Source organism: Marivirga lumbricoides (assembly GCF_014636295.1).
GTDB classification, from domain to species: Bacteria; Bacteroidota; Bacteroidia; order Cytophagales; family Cyclobacteriaceae; genus Marivirga; species Marivirga lumbricoides.
The window spans coordinates 184,618-198,500 of sequence record NZ_BMEC01000003.1; the positions used below are offsets into that span (position 1 = coordinate 184,618).

A 13,883-nucleotide genomic window follows, 5' to 3' on the forward strand; every position below is an offset into this window, starting at 1 on the left:
TAATGTGGTAATTTTGAGTTCTATTTAATATCAGAAAAAAAATCGATACAATGGTTGAGACACAAAAATACAAAGTAAAGGATATATCTTTAGCTGCCTGGGGACGTAAAGAAATTACGCTGGCAGAAGCTGAAATGCCAGGATTAATGGCACTTAGAGAAGAGTATGGTAAAGAGCAACCTTTAAAAGGAGCCAGAATTGCCGGGTGTTTGCACATGACAATTCAAACGGCTGTTTTAATAGAAACTTTGACAGCTTTAGGTGCAGAAGTTACCTGGAGTTCTTGTAATATTTTCTCTACGCAAGATCAGGCTGCGGCAGCAATTGCAGCTGCCGGAATTCCGGTATATGCCTGGAAGGGGATGACTGAGGAAGAATTTAACTGGTGTATTGAGCAAACTCTTTTCTTCGGAGACGATAAAAAGCCTTTAAATATGATCCTTGATGATGGTGGAGATCTTACTAATATGGTATTAGATAAGTATCCGGAATTAGCTGCAGGCATAAAAGGACTATCTGAAGAGACTACTACAGGAGTTCACAGGTTGTATGAGAGGATGAAAAAAGGAACACTTCCTATGCCTGCCATCAATGTGAACGATTCTGTAACTAAATCAAAATTTGATAATAAATACGGATGCAAAGAATCTTTAGTAGATGCGATAAGAAGGGCAACAGATGTAATGATGGCCGGTAAAGTAGCTGTTGTTGGTGGATATGGAGATGTTGGAAAAGGTTCAGCTGCATCATTGAGAGGAGCAGGGGTTCGAGTTATAGTAACAGAGATTGACCCTATATGTGCGCTTCAGGCGGCTATGGATGGTTTTGAAGTGAAGCCAATGAGAAAAGCTGTTCAGGAAGCAGATATAATTGTGACTGCTACAGGAAATAAAGATATTATTACGAGTGATTTATTCGAATTAATGAAGGATAAAGCTATCGTTTGTAATATTGGACACTTTGATAATGAAATTGATGTGAGCTGGTTGCACAAAAATGCTGAGTGGGATAATATTAAACCTCAGGTTGATCTAATTACAATGAAAGGTGGAAAACAAATCATTTTACTAGCGGAAGGAAGATTGGTAAATCTTGGCTGCGCTACTGGTCACCCATCATTTGTAATGTCTAACTCATTTACCAACCAAACATTGGCGCAAATTGAGTTATGGAAGTATTCTGATAAATATGAAAATGCGGTTTACACTTTGCCTAAGCATTTAGATGAAAAAGTGGCAGCTTTACACTTAGCTAAAATAGGGGTGGAGCTTGATACTTTAAGCAAAGAACAGGCTGACTATATTGGAGTAACTGTAGAAGGTCCTTTCAAACCGGAGTATTACAGATATTAATTATACTTAACCAGTAATTTCAAAAGCCACTTATATATTTTATGAGTGGCTTTTTTGATATTCCTTAAGGATACTTACAAACTTTTTAGCAATTTCTACTTCATTATATTTTTCTGTAATCAGTCTAAAGCTATTCTCACCTATCTTTTTTCTCTTGTTATCATCGCTTTTTAAGGCTAGTATCTTTTCAGCAATATTAGATGGTTCAATAGTACTTAATACAATATTCTCATTATCAGTAAATAACTCGCTTATGCCTTCTGAACTCTTAGTAATTATACATTTACCTATAGATGCGTAGTGGTAAATTTTATTAGGAATAACATAATCCGCCTTTTTTGAATCACCGAAAATGCCCAGACAAATATCAAATTGATTAATAAGAACACTTAGTGCATTGTACTCAACAGATCCTAAAAAGCGAATATTTGTAAGACCCCACTTTTTAGCCAAACTTTCAGCCTTTTTGAAATCATAGCCATCTCCAATAATTTGAAACTCCACATCTTTGCGATCTTTTAAAATATTGGCTGTTTCAATAATTTTATCGGTACCTTGTAGGGGGACAAAGCTTCCGTAAAAACCTACTACAAATGGTTGAGATGAGTCTTTTTTATATTCGCTAATGTTAAATTTAGAAGTGTCAACACCAATATGCAAAGCAGCAATTTTTTCTTCCGGAATGTTAAACTTTCTCGAGAAGTAGATTTTATGTTGCTCAGTATCTGAAAGTAAAATATCAGCTTTGCAGAATGGTATTTTATCCAGCAGGTATTTAAATGGAAGCTTCCAAAAATGGCCATAGTCGTCTTTGGTTAAATATTTTGAAATAAGAGGATCAAAAACCAGTGGTTTGGACGCTATTTTCCTGATAAATGAAACATCTCTATGTCGGAATGGGGGGATATAAATGAAATCTACTTTCTTCTCTAATTCGAGAAACTTCTCTTTATTAAATTTTTTACGATTGATGATAGGATAAAATAGTAGTTCTACATTATCTAATTTTTTCAATCCTTCAGTTAATACTTTTACTCTATTGTACTGAAAGTCTGATTTTCCTGTAAATAAAATCTTCATAATTGGTGATTATGCGAAGAACAATTAAATTAAATAAGTTACTGACTCCAATGACCAACCTATGCTTCATAGTAGATTAATCTTTTGAAATATCAAATGTAATATGGTAATTTTGATTCTGTTCTATTTTTAAAATAACATTAAGTTTTAATAGAGTTAGAATGTGTGCTTAACATTTACGAGGTAAAAAAGCAAATCAAATTTTGTCTCACTTGAATAATTCAGCTTGAAAGTAAAATTATCAGTTGTAATAATCACCTTTAATGAAGAGGTTAATATCAGAAGATGTTTGTCATCGGTTATGGACATTGCCGATGAAATTGTTGTGGTAGATTCGTTTTCCACAGATGCCACTTCTCAAATATGTGCTGAATTTAATTGCAAATTTATTCAACATCCGTTTGAAGGCCATATCCAGCAGAAAAATTATGCTTTGGATCAAGCCTTACACCCTCATGTATTATCTCTTGATGCGGATGAAGCGCTTTCTCCGGAATTAAAAGAGTCGATTCAAAGTATTAAGAATGATTGGGAGTATGATGCTTACTATTTCAACAGGTTGTCTTCCTACTGTGGGCAATTTATCAGGTATGGCAGTTGGTATCCTGATAAAAAAGTAAGGCTTTTTAATAAAAATTTTGGAAGTTGGGGAGGAGTTAACCCTCACGATAAAGTGGTTCTGTCAACAGAAAAGGTACATTTCTTAAAAGGTGATTTGTTGCATTATACCTATAATACAATTTCAGAACATGGATCGCAAATCAATTATTTCTCCAGTATAGCAGCAAAAGCAGCATACGAATCCGGAAAAAGGTTTAGCATATTGAAACTTATATCGAAACCACTGTGGCGTTTTTTTCGGGATTATTTTTTAAAGAGAGGCTTTATGGCCGGGTACAGGGGCTTAACTATTTGTTTCCTTTCTGCCGCAGAAACGTATTTGAAAATTATAAAACTTTGGGAGCTTCAAAAAATGAAAGAAAATAGCCCAAAAAAGATTAACCAGGATTTAGCCAAATGAAAATATTAGTAATATCTGATTACCGACTAACTGTTACTTTAAGACCTGAGGCAGAAATATTTATAGGTTTGCAAAAGAAAGGTCATGAGGTTACTATCATGACTTACGAGGATGCGGAATATAATCAAAGGTTTATTGAAAATGGAATTCGTGTGATACCGTTCCATCCTGAAAAGAAAAGAGATAAGAAGAGCATAGCTTTCATCAGGGAAGAACTGGTAAAAGGTAAATATGATATTTTACAAATGTTTAACAGCCTGGCTTATTTAAACGGATTGCCGGCTGCAAAAGGATTGCCTGTAAAAGTGGTTTTATACCGAGGCTACACGGGAAATATTGCATGGTATGATCCATTTATGTATTTCAAATATTTTAGTCCAAGAGTGGATGGCGTAGTGTGCCTTGTTGAAGCGATCCGGCAGATATTTATTAAAAATGCACCATGGGCAAAAGAAAAGTTTAGAACGATTAATAAGGGACATGATATCAGTTGGTACAAGGTGAAAGGAGATTTTGATCTTAAAGCATATGGCGTTAAGGAGGGGGAAGTTAGTTTTGTTTGTGCAGCTAATGACAGAAAAATGAAAGGTGTGGTTCACTTACTGAAGGCTACTCATTATATGGAAGAGGATACTCCTCTACATCTTTTTTTAGCTGGAAATGGAATGGATAAACCTGAGTTTCTCAAGCTGATTAATGCGAGCCCATTAAAGGGTAAAATCCATATCCTCGGTTTTAGAAAAGATATATTGGAAATCGTGAATGCCTGTGATGTTTTTGTTTTAAGTTCCCTTTATGGTGAAGCCATTACCAAGGCAGTAATTGAAGCGATGTCCTTAGGAAAAGCCCCATTAATAACTGATATACCAGGGAATAAGAATTTGGTTATTTCCGGTGAATCAGGATTGGTTGTAAAGCCCGGCAGCGCATTGGAACTTTCAGAAGGAATGAAGCAATATCTGCAGCATCCTGAACTGATTACAAAGTACGGAGAGGCAGCACAAAATAGGATTCAAACAGTATTTCATACCAGTAGAACCGTGAAAGAATATGAAGCATTTTATCAAGAGCTATTAGCGAAATAATTTAAGTTTAGAATTATATATATTTAATCTGTTTATTATCAGTTGATTTTCATTGAGGTTCAAACAGGATTATTAAAATAATAATATTATTGTAGGTTAAAGGTTTTTAAAAAAAAATATCCATTTTGATTAAAAACAGTTAGTCTGCTCATATAATTAAATTGTATTTAATTTATCTGCCAGAAATTCTATCCTTTTTTTATTTTTTTAATAGATACCTTTACAAGCCCTCAGAAGGAAGTCTGTCATACTTTTATGATATAAGCTATCCCGCTAACTGAAGAGTATCATTGTGATGCAGGTGTGAGCCAATGATAGTATTAATCATGATCCAATTCATGAATTAATCAAAACAGATGGTTGGTCGGGTGTTTTAATCGAGTCTCGACCTGACCTTTTTCACCATAAATTGTTACCACTTTAAAGAATAAACAAAGGTATTCACCTGGAAAATATAGCACTCTGCCATGAGGTGGGATTAATGGATATGCACCGATTAAGCTTTTGTTCAGAACGTTGGGCAACAGGATTTGCTACCTTGAATTTAAAAATTTTAAAAGACAAGGTAGATTCAGGAAGCATTGCAACAACTGCCAGAAGTAATAGAGTTGAACCGCCTCAGAATAAAGAAGGGTTTATTGAAAAGATAAAAGTTGAGACTAAGTCTTTCTCGTTTTTATTTGAGAAATACAATATTAAACATATAGATGTATTACAAATAGATGCAGAAGGCTATTATTGAATTGAAATAATTAAAATGTTTAATATGGCTAAGCACCAGCCTAAATTGCTTGTTTTTGAAACTGATCATATCAATTTACTACTTATAAAGAGATAGAAAATTACTTTACTGCAAATAACTATCTCTGTAAAGAGTGGCTCGTGATACTTTAGCTGTAAATAAAAATTTTAAAATCGGAGTAGACTTATTCCATAATCTTTAAATCTTTTTTGCTTTTTCTTGCTTCAATAATTTCTTCAAAAAAACTTTCATAATTATTAATAGTATTTTGAATGGAAAACTTCTTGAAAGCTGCTTCATAGCCTATCTGGATCATTTTTTCTCTTAATTGAGTATTTAATACGGCTTTTTCAATCTGTCGGGCTAAATCCTCATAATTTTCATTTTCATAAAGGAGCCCGTTCTCTTCATGTTGCACCACATCTTTAATTCCTGCATAATTAGTAGCTACCACCGGAGTACCCATGGCCATACTTTCCACTAATGCCAAACCAAACCCATCCATCGTGGAAGGTAAAATATTAACATTCATTAAAGTATAATACTGAATTACTTCAGCTTTATTTTCTATTATACCAGTACATTTTACCTGCTGTGGTACATCTAATATATCCGGTTCATCAGGGAACCTTTCACGATAAGATTTTTCATCGAGCCCTACGTAAAGAACTTTCCATTCCTTAGGCAGGTACTTAAGTGCTTTTACCAATTGAGGTTGATTTTTATATCTGGCTACACAGCCAATTACAACATCATCATCAGTATAGCCTAAATTTTGCTTAAGTTGCTGACTTAATCTTTTATTCTGAATATACTGCTCAGTTGGGGTGCCATTATGAATTACTTTAATCTTTTCAGCTTTTATGCCTCTCGAAATAAAAATTTTTTTCAACTCATGGCTGACTGTTACGAGGTAGTCAGAAAAGAAATTATTGAAGATATTTTGAAAAAATTTATTGGCGCCCAACATTTGTTTTGGATGCTGTCTTCTTGTCTGTACCACTAATATTTTATTCTTTCTAAATAAATTTATGATTGGGCCTACATACCGATCGTTTGAAGACTGAGCGTTGATAACCTGTATGTTTTTTTTATCAATTATTTTTGTAATAATGGTCCTGGTTTTCTTATCTAATTTACCTTTAAAAGGCATATAAATCCGATGTACAGCAGAATTTTCTACTAAGGAATCCAGGAAAGTATTTTCTTTCAGCCCCAAAAAAACTTGATGTCCTTTTTCTGCTAAACCTTTAGCTAAATAGGAAATGCTGTAAGTTGAGCCTGCTACTCCACCCTGAGCACATAAAATAAGTATATTCATTAAAAATTTTTGGTTTTAATTATAGAATAAAGTCCTTCCTTAAATACTATGAAACCAACATTCAGGTTGGTTCGTAAATAATTGATATAAAATTAACCCCTAAACGTATTTATAATTCTGAAAACAAAATCTAATCAGATAAAAATAGAATATAACCTTCTACGTTATTTTTGGTTATATACATAAGAAGATCAAACCGTTAAAATTACTATGTCAGTGGGGGAAAGTATGCCATATAAGAGCAAAGATAAACAAAGGGTTTTTAACAAGGAATTTATGCCGCATATTGATGCGATGTATAATTTTGCTTATCGTCTTACATTAGATGAAGATGATGCAAAAGACCTTGTGCAGGAGACCTATCTGAAAGCTTTCCGTTTCATTAATTCATTTGAAGAAGGTACTAATGCTAAAGCATGGCTATTTCGCATACTCAAAAATAGTTTTATTAATAACTATCGTAAGGTAAGCAAGCAGCCTAACAAAGTAGATTACCAGGAGGTTGAATCTTATTATAATTCTGAATCGGTCGATGAGAAAATTACCACGGATTTAAGGGTGGAGACTGTTCAGCATATGATTGGTGATGAAATTACCAATGCATTAAATTCGCTGGATATAGATTTTAGAACGGTTATCATTTTATGTGATTTAGAGGGGTTTACTTACGAAGAGATGGCGAAAATACTCGACATTCCTATTGGTACAGTTAGAAGTAGATTGCATAGAGCAAGAAATCTTCTAAAAGAGAAGTTAGTAAACTATGCTACTTCAATGGGTTACAAGGATAAAAGGAAATAAATTAATTAATAAATTTTTTGAGAACTAAACATTCGGCATATTTGTATTGGTACTATAACCTATCCGAAAGGAAAAAACTATGTCAGGGAAATTTTTAAAGTAAGTAATTAACCGATGGAAGTAGAGAAGAAACAACAATGTTCAGAGTTGTTACAACTTGTAATTGATGGACAAGCTACTCAGCAGCAGAGACATGAATTAGATGAGCATCTACCGAAATGCGAATGCTGTAGAAATGAATTTGAGTTAAGCCTTTCAATAAAAGAGGGCTTGAAGAGTAGATTAAAAAAACCAAACCTGCCATCAGAATTAGCTACCTCAATCCAATCCAAAGTTTTAGAATTAGCCTGAAATAAATGAATTCCGGAAAAGCAATTATCTTTTCTGCCCCCTCAGGAGCAGGTAAAACAACAATAGTCAATCATCTTATTAAAAAACACCCGGAATTAGGCTTTTCTATATCAGCTTGCACGCGGGATAAACGTGGAAGAACTGAGGTGGATGGAGTGGATTATTATTTCTTGTCAGTAGATGATTTCAAAAAAAGAATTGATAGCGAAGATTTCGTAGAGTGGGAAGAGGTGTACGAAGGGAATTTCTATGGTACATTAAAAAGTGAAATTCAGCGCATATGGGACTCCGGCAGGCATGTTATATTTGATGTGGATGTAAAAGGAGGAATAAAACTCAAACAATATTTTGGTGATAAGGCATTAGCTATTTTTGTGAAAGTACCCTCTATCGAAATACTTGAACAAAGACTAAAAGACCGAAATTCAGAATCTTCCTCCAGCCTTTCTCAAAGACTTTACAAAGCTAAATTTGAGATGACCTTTGAGAAGGAGTTCGACTATACTCTTGTAAATGAAGACCTGGAGCACTCTCTGCAACAAGCAGAAAAAGTTGTTGCTGATTTTTTGAAGCAGGGATAGAAAAATTTATTCTGATTATTGAACCCTTCCTAAATTAGAGTAATCTTCAAATTATTAGTTATTGAATTAAAATTAAATGAAAAAGACAGTTGGTTTATTTTTCGGTTCTTTTAATCCTATTCATGTAGGTCATTTAATCATAGCCAATACAATGCTAGAGGAAAAAGCTGTTAATGAGGTCTGGTTTATTGTATCACCTCAAAATCCTTTCAAGAAACAAAACACTTTAGCGCACGAATTTGACAGGATGGATTTGGTGGAGGCAGCAATTGCAGATCATTTTAGTATGAAGGCGAGTGATATTGAGTTTCATATGCCTAAGCCAAGTTATACTGCCGATACATTGGCTTATTTAACTGATAAGTACCCTGAAGTAGAATTCAAGCTAATAATTGGACAGGATAATCTGAAGAACTTTCCGAAATGGAAAAATCATGAAGTCATTCTAAACCAGTACGGGTTACTCGTTTATCCACGGCCAAATGCTAAAACTTCTCCGCTAGAGCAGCATAAAAACGTAAAGTTTATTGAAGCGCCTCAAATGGATATTTCAGCTACTTTTATTAGAAAATCAATAAAAAATAACCGATCTGTAAAATATTTAGTTCCAGATGCCGTATTAGAGAGGATAAATGCAAAAAAGTTATTTATAGATTAATAATAAGGAGGCAAAATTTTCGATAAAAGTTTTCTTAAATTAGTTTTAGGCACTTGTAACCTTTTATGCAGTTTATGCATCTACTTCTAAAACTATCTGATGAAGCACATCTATTTACTAATTATCATCTTTCTTTTATTCTCTCAATCTTTATTTTCAAATGGAATACGAGGAGTAATTTATGATAATGAAGGTCAGCCGTTGCCTTATGCAACTATCTATGTAGAAGAACTTGGTACAGGGACAGCTGCTAATCAGGAAGCCTATTATGAACTGAATCTAAAGCCAGGTAAATATACCCTTCAATATAAATTTGTAGGGTTTGAGACGGTAATAAAGAAGGTTGAAATCGGTCAGTCTTTCTTGCAACAAGATGTTTACCTTGAGAAACAAACTTTATTGCTGAATGAGGTAACAACCACAGCTAAGGCTACAGATCCGGCTAACTGGATGATGCGTAAAGCAATAGCCAAAAGTAGCTACCACAGACAGCTAATTGATGCTTACTCTGGCAAAGTGTATGTTAAAGGTAAAGGGAGGGTTACAAGTATTCCTTTCTATTTAAGAAGTGTTTTAAAGAATGAAGGAATTGACACCTCTACAATGATCATTACTGAATCAGTTAGTAAAGTCAAATACAAAAGACCCAACCAGTTTTCTGAAGAAGTAATTTCAGTATATGCCTCTAAAGAAAATGATTTTAATGCCAGCCCTATGCGTTTCATTTCAGGAAGCTTTTACCAGGATGAAATAGCCGCCTCTATTTCCCCACTCTCCTCAAAGGCCTTTCAGTATTATGAGTTTAAACACTTAGGTGCTTTTATGGATGGAGGCTTTTTGGTTAATAAAATTAAAGTTACACCAAAAGTTAAAGCTCCCAATGTTTTTGAGGGTACTATTCAGCTGGTTGAAGAAGATTGGGCGCTTTATAGTGTAGATGTTTCCACTCAAATTGAACTTGGGATAGAAGTAAGGATCAGACAAATTTATCAAAATATTAATCAACTAGCATGGATGCCCATTAGCTATCAATTTGATATCGAAGGTAAATTAATGGGTGTTTCATTCGAATTTAAATACCTGGCATCTGTTGCAGATTATACAATAACTTTAAACCCGGCTCTACCTAATAAAATAGAGGTGTTAAGCAAAGAAGAAGCCAAAGAAACTAGCAATAAAGAGGTTGCTCAGTCCGTAAGTGAATTGAAAGAAAGCTCAAACTCTAAGTCTGTTAAGGTAGAAGCTGAAGAGCTAGCAGATTTGATGAAGGACTACCAAAAAAATCAAAACGACTCACTTTCCAAGTTAGATGTAGTAGGTGTTTACAATTATAAAATTGATTCTGGGGCATACAATCAAGACTCACTTTTTTGGCAGCAGGTTCGCCCTATTCCTCTTTCCAAAAGTGAAATAAGAGGTTATGCTAAGATTGATAGTATCAACATAATTAACGATGAGGAAAATAAGAAAGATTCTTTAAAAGAAGCCAGCCGTTCCACCTTTGAATTTTCCGATATTCTGTTTGGTGGTAGATACCCTTTTGGTGAGAAAAAGGATTGGAGCTTTATTATCTACAATGCCTTGCTCAGCACTCAGTTTAATACAGTAGAAGGTTTAAATGTAGATTACAGCATTGGATTGCGAAAGAATTTCAAATTTAAAGTTGATTCCGCAGATATGATGCAAAGTGATTATATGTTAATTAAACCACCTTTTATTCTAATAAAACCGACTATGAGATACGCTGTTGCCCGTAAAAAATTTACCGGTAAGTTGTTGGGGAAATATCAATTTAAGAAAGGAAATATATCCTTACAAGGAGGCAGATATGTTAATCAATTCAATGATCTGCCAGCTATAACTCCTTTAATTAATACTAGTTTCACTCTAATGTGGGAGCAGAATTTTATGAAGCTTTATGAAAAAGATTTTGTAGAGTTAAAGTTTGAAAATAATTTTTCTCATAAATGGAGGATATCAGGCAGTGTGGAGTTTGAAAATAGATATAGATTGTTGAATAATACAGATTATACATTTATCGACTGGGAAAGAGGCTTAACGCCTAACCTTCCAATAAATGTGGAGCCAATTGAAGAATTTGATGGTCAGGAAGCGCTAACTGCAGATTTTAAAGTTACTTATATACCAAACATAAAATACGTTATTAATAATGGTCGTAAGTTTCCTATTACCGATAAAAGCCCCATTTTATCATTAGCCTATTTTAAAGGCATTAAAGGTTTAGCCAATAGTGATGTTGATTTTGACCGAATAGAATTTGAATTTAAAGATGATTATGAAATAGGAGCTAAAGGAACCACTTATTTTAGCATGAGGGCTGGAGCATTTCTTAACAATAATTCTTTAGGATTTATGGACTTTGCACACTTTCCAGGAAACCGTGCTTTTATTACTCAACTGGACCCTGTACAAAGTTTCCGGTTGCTCAACTATTACCTTTACAGTACCGATGATTATTACTTACAAACATTTCTTTTTCACAGGTTCAGAAAATTTCTTATCACTCAAATTCCTGCTACAAGGTTTATGGGATTGAAAGAAAGTTTTTTTGTGAACTATTTAAATACTAAACAAAGTAATAACTATACTGAATTAGGGTATTCATTAGATGGAATCCTTAAGTTTTTCAGAATAGAAATAGCTACTAATTATGAAGATTTCAAATACAAAGGAATTGGTTTTAGGGTGGGTATCGCCACAACTTTAGGTGGCAGTATTTCTATTGAAACTAATAAAGATGAATAAAAAGAGAAAGCAACTATTTTCTTTTGGAGGAGGGTTATTCTATCGGTCATATGGTTTTACCGGGCCGGATTATCTGTAAATAAAAAAAGCTCTCTATAAAGAAAGCTTTAATAACAATAAAGGATAAGAAGAGATTTAAACAGTCATGATCTCTTTCTCTTTTTGCTCAAGTATTTCATCTATTTTTTTCACGTAGCCATCAGTAAGTGCCTGCACTTTTTCTTCTGCTCTTTTCACATCATCCTCTGCAGTGCCTTCTTTCTGTAGTTTTTTCAATTGATCATTAGCATCTTTACGGGCATTTCTGATAGAAATTTTACCCTCTTCAGCTTCGTTTTTGGCTTGCTTACTTAGGTTCAACCTTCTTTCTTCAGTAAGTGGCGGAATATTGATTCTAACTATATCCCCATCATTTTGCGGATTAAATCCTAAATCACTATTAATAATTGCTCTCTCAATTTCTCCAATCACGTTTTTTTCCCAGGGCTTAATTACAATGGTACGTGCATCAGGTGTGCTTACTGAGGCTACCTGGCTGATGGGAGTGTCGTTATTATAATATTTTACCATAAGGCCTTCCAACATTGAAGGAGAAGCTTTTCCGGCTCTAATTTTTAACAATTCGCTTTTAGTATGCTGAATTGCCTTTTCCATCAGGTCTTTAGTGTCTTCTAATACTAATTCAATTTCTTCCATTCCTGTTTAATTAATTATGACTGAATTAAAGTTCCAACATTTTTTCCATTTATTAAATCAACCAGATTACCGGGCTTGTTCATATCGAAAACAATTATTGGCAGGTTGTTTTCCTGGCAAAGGGTAAAAGCTGTCATGTCCATTACGTTAAGACCTTTTTCGTATACCTCCTGAAAAGAGATGTTGACAAAGCGGGTAGCATCTGCATTCTTCTCAGGATCTGCACTGTAAACCCCGTCTACTCTTGTGCCTTTTAAAACTACATCCGCTTCAATTTCAATAGCACGTAAGCTTGCTGTTGAGTCAGTAGTGAAATATGGGTTACCTATTCCTGCACCAAAAATAACCACACGTCCTTTTTCCAAATGCCTGATAGCCCGCCTTCTAATAAAGGGCTCACAGACCTGCTCCATTTTAATTCCGGACATCAAACGTGTAAACATACCATGATTTTCAAGTATACCCTGAACAGCCATTCCATTAATTACTGTAGCAAGCATTCCCATGTAATCACCCTGAACCCTGTCAATTCCTGCACCTTCAGCCTGAATCCCTCTAAAAATATTGCCACCCCCAATTACAATAGCTATTTCTACACCGAGGTCTTTTACTTTTTTTATTTCCTGGGCATATTGTTCAAGTCTTTTGGGATCGATACCATAGCCGCTGTTGCCCATTAAAGACTCGCCACTTAATTTTAATAATATTCGTTTGAATTTCATGAAAAAAATTTTTGTAAATATAGGGTAAAAAACTAAAAATGAATAAGGATTTGGTTCTTCTCCACACTATCTCCTTTACTTACCTTAATAGCTGAAATGGTGCCTTCACCAGGAGATTTTATCACATTTTCCATTTTCATGGCTTCCAGAATAATCAATGATTGTCCCTGAGTAACTTCATCCCCTTCTTTCACCAAAATGTCAGAAATAAGGCCTGGCATTGGTGCTTTAACGTCATTTACTTTAGTTTGAGCCAAATCACTTATTCCCATTTCTTCCAGAAGAATATCCATTTTATCTTTTAAATTAAGAGAGATAAGTTCACCATTAATTTGGAAAACAAATTCCTTGCTGTCAAAATTAATAGAAACAATATGTGCTGTATAAGAATGATTCTTGTAGAGAATGTGAAAGGAATTCTCATCAATAGGATAGATATCCCAATCGAAGCTTTTATCATTAAGAAAGATTTCATTTTCTTTTAATGAAATATCAAATTCCTCTTCTGTATTGTTTATCTTTACTTTATACATAGCTCAAATTTATCACGAAGATAAAAACTAGCTTCGGATTTCACACTTTTACTGATGATTTTAGGGGTAAAAATATTCGTAGTCTTTTTGAAGGGTAAATAAATTAAAATTAATAATCAGGTAATCGTCTGATTGTCAAGAGTCTTCAAAATTAAATCTATTTCATCAGAAAAA

14 protein-coding genes are annotated in these 13,883 nt (G+C 34.1%); 9 read left to right on the plus strand and 5 right to left on the minus strand.

The features are described from left to right. The first annotated feature begins 50 nt into the window (after window positions 1–50). Window positions 51–1,352: an adenosylhomocysteinase gene (ahcY, locus tag IEV85_RS05555; protein WP_188461033.1), complete on the plus strand. Its 1,302-nt coding sequence runs from the start codon at window positions 51–53 to the stop codon at window positions 1,350–1,352. 39 nt (window positions 1,353–1,391) lie between these two features. On the opposite strand, the gene IEV85_RS05560 is transcribed toward ahcY, so the two are convergent. Beyond that, entirely contained in the window at window positions 1,392–2,432 is a 1,041-nt protein-coding gene (locus IEV85_RS05560; protein ID WP_188461035.1) for a glycosyltransferase, read from the minus strand. 226 nt (window positions 2,433–2,658) lie between these two features. On the opposite strand from IEV85_RS05560, the gene IEV85_RS05565 reads away from it, so the two are divergent. The 3 genes from IEV85_RS05565 to IEV85_RS05575 all read left to right on the plus strand — a co-directional run bounded on the left by IEV85_RS05565 (window position 2,659) and on the right by IEV85_RS05575 (window position 5,280). Beyond that, window positions 2,659–3,453 carry a glycosyltransferase gene (locus tag IEV85_RS05565; protein ID WP_188461037.1) on the plus strand — a complete coding sequence of 265 codons (795 nt, stop codon included), beginning with the start codon at window positions 2,659–2,661 and terminating at the stop codon, window positions 3,451–3,453. Then, window positions 3,450–4,538 (plus strand): glycosyltransferase family 4 protein, encoded by a 1,089-nt coding sequence (locus tag IEV85_RS05570; protein WP_188461039.1) that lies wholly within the window; start codon window positions 3,450–3,452, stop codon window positions 4,536–4,538. Before IEV85_RS05565 ends, IEV85_RS05570 begins: the two co-directional genes overlap by 4 nt. Window positions 4,539–5,025: 487 nt before the next feature. After that, entirely contained in the window at window positions 5,026–5,280 is a 255-nt protein-coding gene (locus tag IEV85_RS05575) for an FkbM family methyltransferase (RefSeq protein WP_188461041.1), read from the plus strand. Window positions 5,281–5,464: 184 nt separating this feature from the next. On the opposite strand, the gene IEV85_RS05580 is transcribed toward IEV85_RS05575, so the two are convergent. Then, the gene (locus tag IEV85_RS05580) at window positions 5,465–6,601 is read right to left on the minus strand and encodes a glycosyltransferase family 4 protein (RefSeq protein ID WP_188461043.1); all 1,137 of its coding nucleotides are present in this window, start codon (window positions 6,599–6,601) and stop codon (window positions 5,465–5,467) included. A 228-nt stretch (window positions 6,602–6,829) separates the two neighbouring features. Here IEV85_RS05580 and IEV85_RS05585 point away from each other — a divergent pair, with 228 nt between their 5' ends. The 5 genes from IEV85_RS05585 to IEV85_RS05605 all read left to right on the plus strand — a co-directional run bounded on the left by IEV85_RS05585 (window position 6,830) and on the right by IEV85_RS05605 (window position 11,758). Next, entirely contained in the window at window positions 6,830–7,402 is a 573-nt protein-coding gene (locus IEV85_RS05585; RefSeq protein WP_188461629.1) for a sigma-70 family RNA polymerase sigma factor, read from the plus strand. A gap of 114 nt (window positions 7,403–7,516) precedes the next feature. Beyond that, window positions 7,517–7,753, plus strand: coding sequence for an anti-sigma factor family protein (locus tag IEV85_RS05590; protein WP_188461045.1), 237 nt, complete (start codon window positions 7,517–7,519; stop codon window positions 7,751–7,753). Window positions 7,754–7,758: 5 nt separating this feature from the next. Further along, a complete protein-coding gene (gene gmk, locus IEV85_RS05595) occupies window positions 7,759–8,334 on the plus strand; it encodes a guanylate kinase (RefSeq protein ID WP_188461047.1) in 576 nt (191 codons plus the stop codon). A gap of 76 nt (window positions 8,335–8,410) precedes the next feature. After that, window positions 8,411–8,992, plus strand: coding sequence for a nicotinate (nicotinamide) nucleotide adenylyltransferase (gene nadD / locus IEV85_RS05600; protein WP_188461049.1), 582 nt, complete (start codon window positions 8,411–8,413; stop codon window positions 8,990–8,992). A 99-nt stretch (window positions 8,993–9,091) separates the two neighbouring features. Beyond that, entirely contained in the window at window positions 9,092–11,758 is a 2,667-nt protein-coding gene (locus IEV85_RS05605; protein ID WP_188461051.1) for a DUF5686 and carboxypeptidase regulatory-like domain-containing protein, read from the plus strand. A 135-nt stretch (window positions 11,759–11,893) separates the two neighbouring features. Here IEV85_RS05605 and frr read toward each other — a convergent pair whose 3' ends face one another. The 3 genes from frr to IEV85_RS05620 are packed head-to-tail and all read right to left on the minus strand — an operon-like array spanning window position 11,894 to window position 13,709. Next, window positions 11,894–12,454, minus strand: coding sequence for a ribosome recycling factor (gene frr, locus IEV85_RS05610; protein ID WP_188461053.1), 561 nt, complete (start codon window positions 12,452–12,454; stop codon window positions 11,894–11,896). 14 nt (window positions 12,455–12,468) lie between these two features. After that, window positions 12,469–13,176 carry a UMP kinase gene (gene pyrH, locus IEV85_RS05615; protein WP_188461055.1) on the minus strand — a complete coding sequence of 236 codons (708 nt, stop codon included), beginning with the start codon at window positions 13,174–13,176 and terminating at the stop codon, window positions 12,469–12,471. A gap of 32 nt (window positions 13,177–13,208) precedes the next feature. Continuing rightward, on the minus strand, window positions 13,209–13,709 hold the full coding sequence (locus IEV85_RS05620; RefSeq protein ID WP_188461057.1) for an acyl-CoA carboxylase biotin carboxyl carrier protein subunit: 501 nt from the start codon (window positions 13,707–13,709) through the stop codon (window positions 13,209–13,211). Window positions 13,710–13,883: the final 174 nt, after the last annotated feature.

Coding starts and splice junctions, on each gene's coding strand:
- IEV85_RS05570 (WP_188461039.1), top strand. CDS start 3,450: ATGAAAATATTAGTAATATCTGATTACCGACTAACTGTTACTTTAAGA.
- IEV85_RS05620 (WP_188461057.1), bottom strand. CDS start 13,709: ATGTATAAAGTAAAGATAAACAATACAGAAGAGGAATTTGATATTTCA.
- ahcY (WP_188461033.1), top strand. CDS start 51: ATGGTTGAGACACAAAAATACAAAGTAAAGGATATATCTTTAGCTGCC.
- IEV85_RS05580 (WP_188461043.1), bottom strand. CDS start 6,601: ATGAATATACTTATTTTATGTGCTCAGGGTGGAGTAGCAGGCTCAACT.
- IEV85_RS05575 (WP_188461041.1), top strand. CDS start 5,026: ATGCACCGATTAAGCTTTTGTTCAGAACGTTGGGCAACAGGATTTGCT.
- IEV85_RS05590 (WP_188461045.1), top strand. CDS start 7,517: ATGGAAGTAGAGAAGAAACAACAATGTTCAGAGTTGTTACAACTTGTA.
- IEV85_RS05585 (WP_188461629.1), top strand. CDS start 6,830: ATGCCATATAAGAGCAAAGATAAACAAAGGGTTTTTAACAAGGAATTT.
- IEV85_RS05605 (WP_188461051.1), top strand. CDS start 9,092: ATGAAGCACATCTATTTACTAATTATCATCTTTCTTTTATTCTCTCAA.
- IEV85_RS05560 (WP_188461035.1), bottom strand. CDS start 2,432: ATGAAGATTTTATTTACAGGAAAATCAGACTTTCAGTACAATAGAGTA.
- pyrH (WP_188461055.1), bottom strand. CDS start 13,176: ATGAAATTCAAACGAATATTATTAAAATTAAGTGGCGAGTCTTTAATG.
- nadD (WP_188461049.1), top strand. CDS start 8,411: ATGAAAAAGACAGTTGGTTTATTTTTCGGTTCTTTTAATCCTATTCAT.
- gmk (WP_188461047.1), top strand. CDS start 7,759: ATGAATTCCGGAAAAGCAATTATCTTTTCTGCCCCCTCAGGAGCAGGT.
- frr (WP_188461053.1), bottom strand. CDS start 12,454: ATGGAAGAAATTGAATTAGTATTAGAAGACACTAAAGACCTGATGGAA.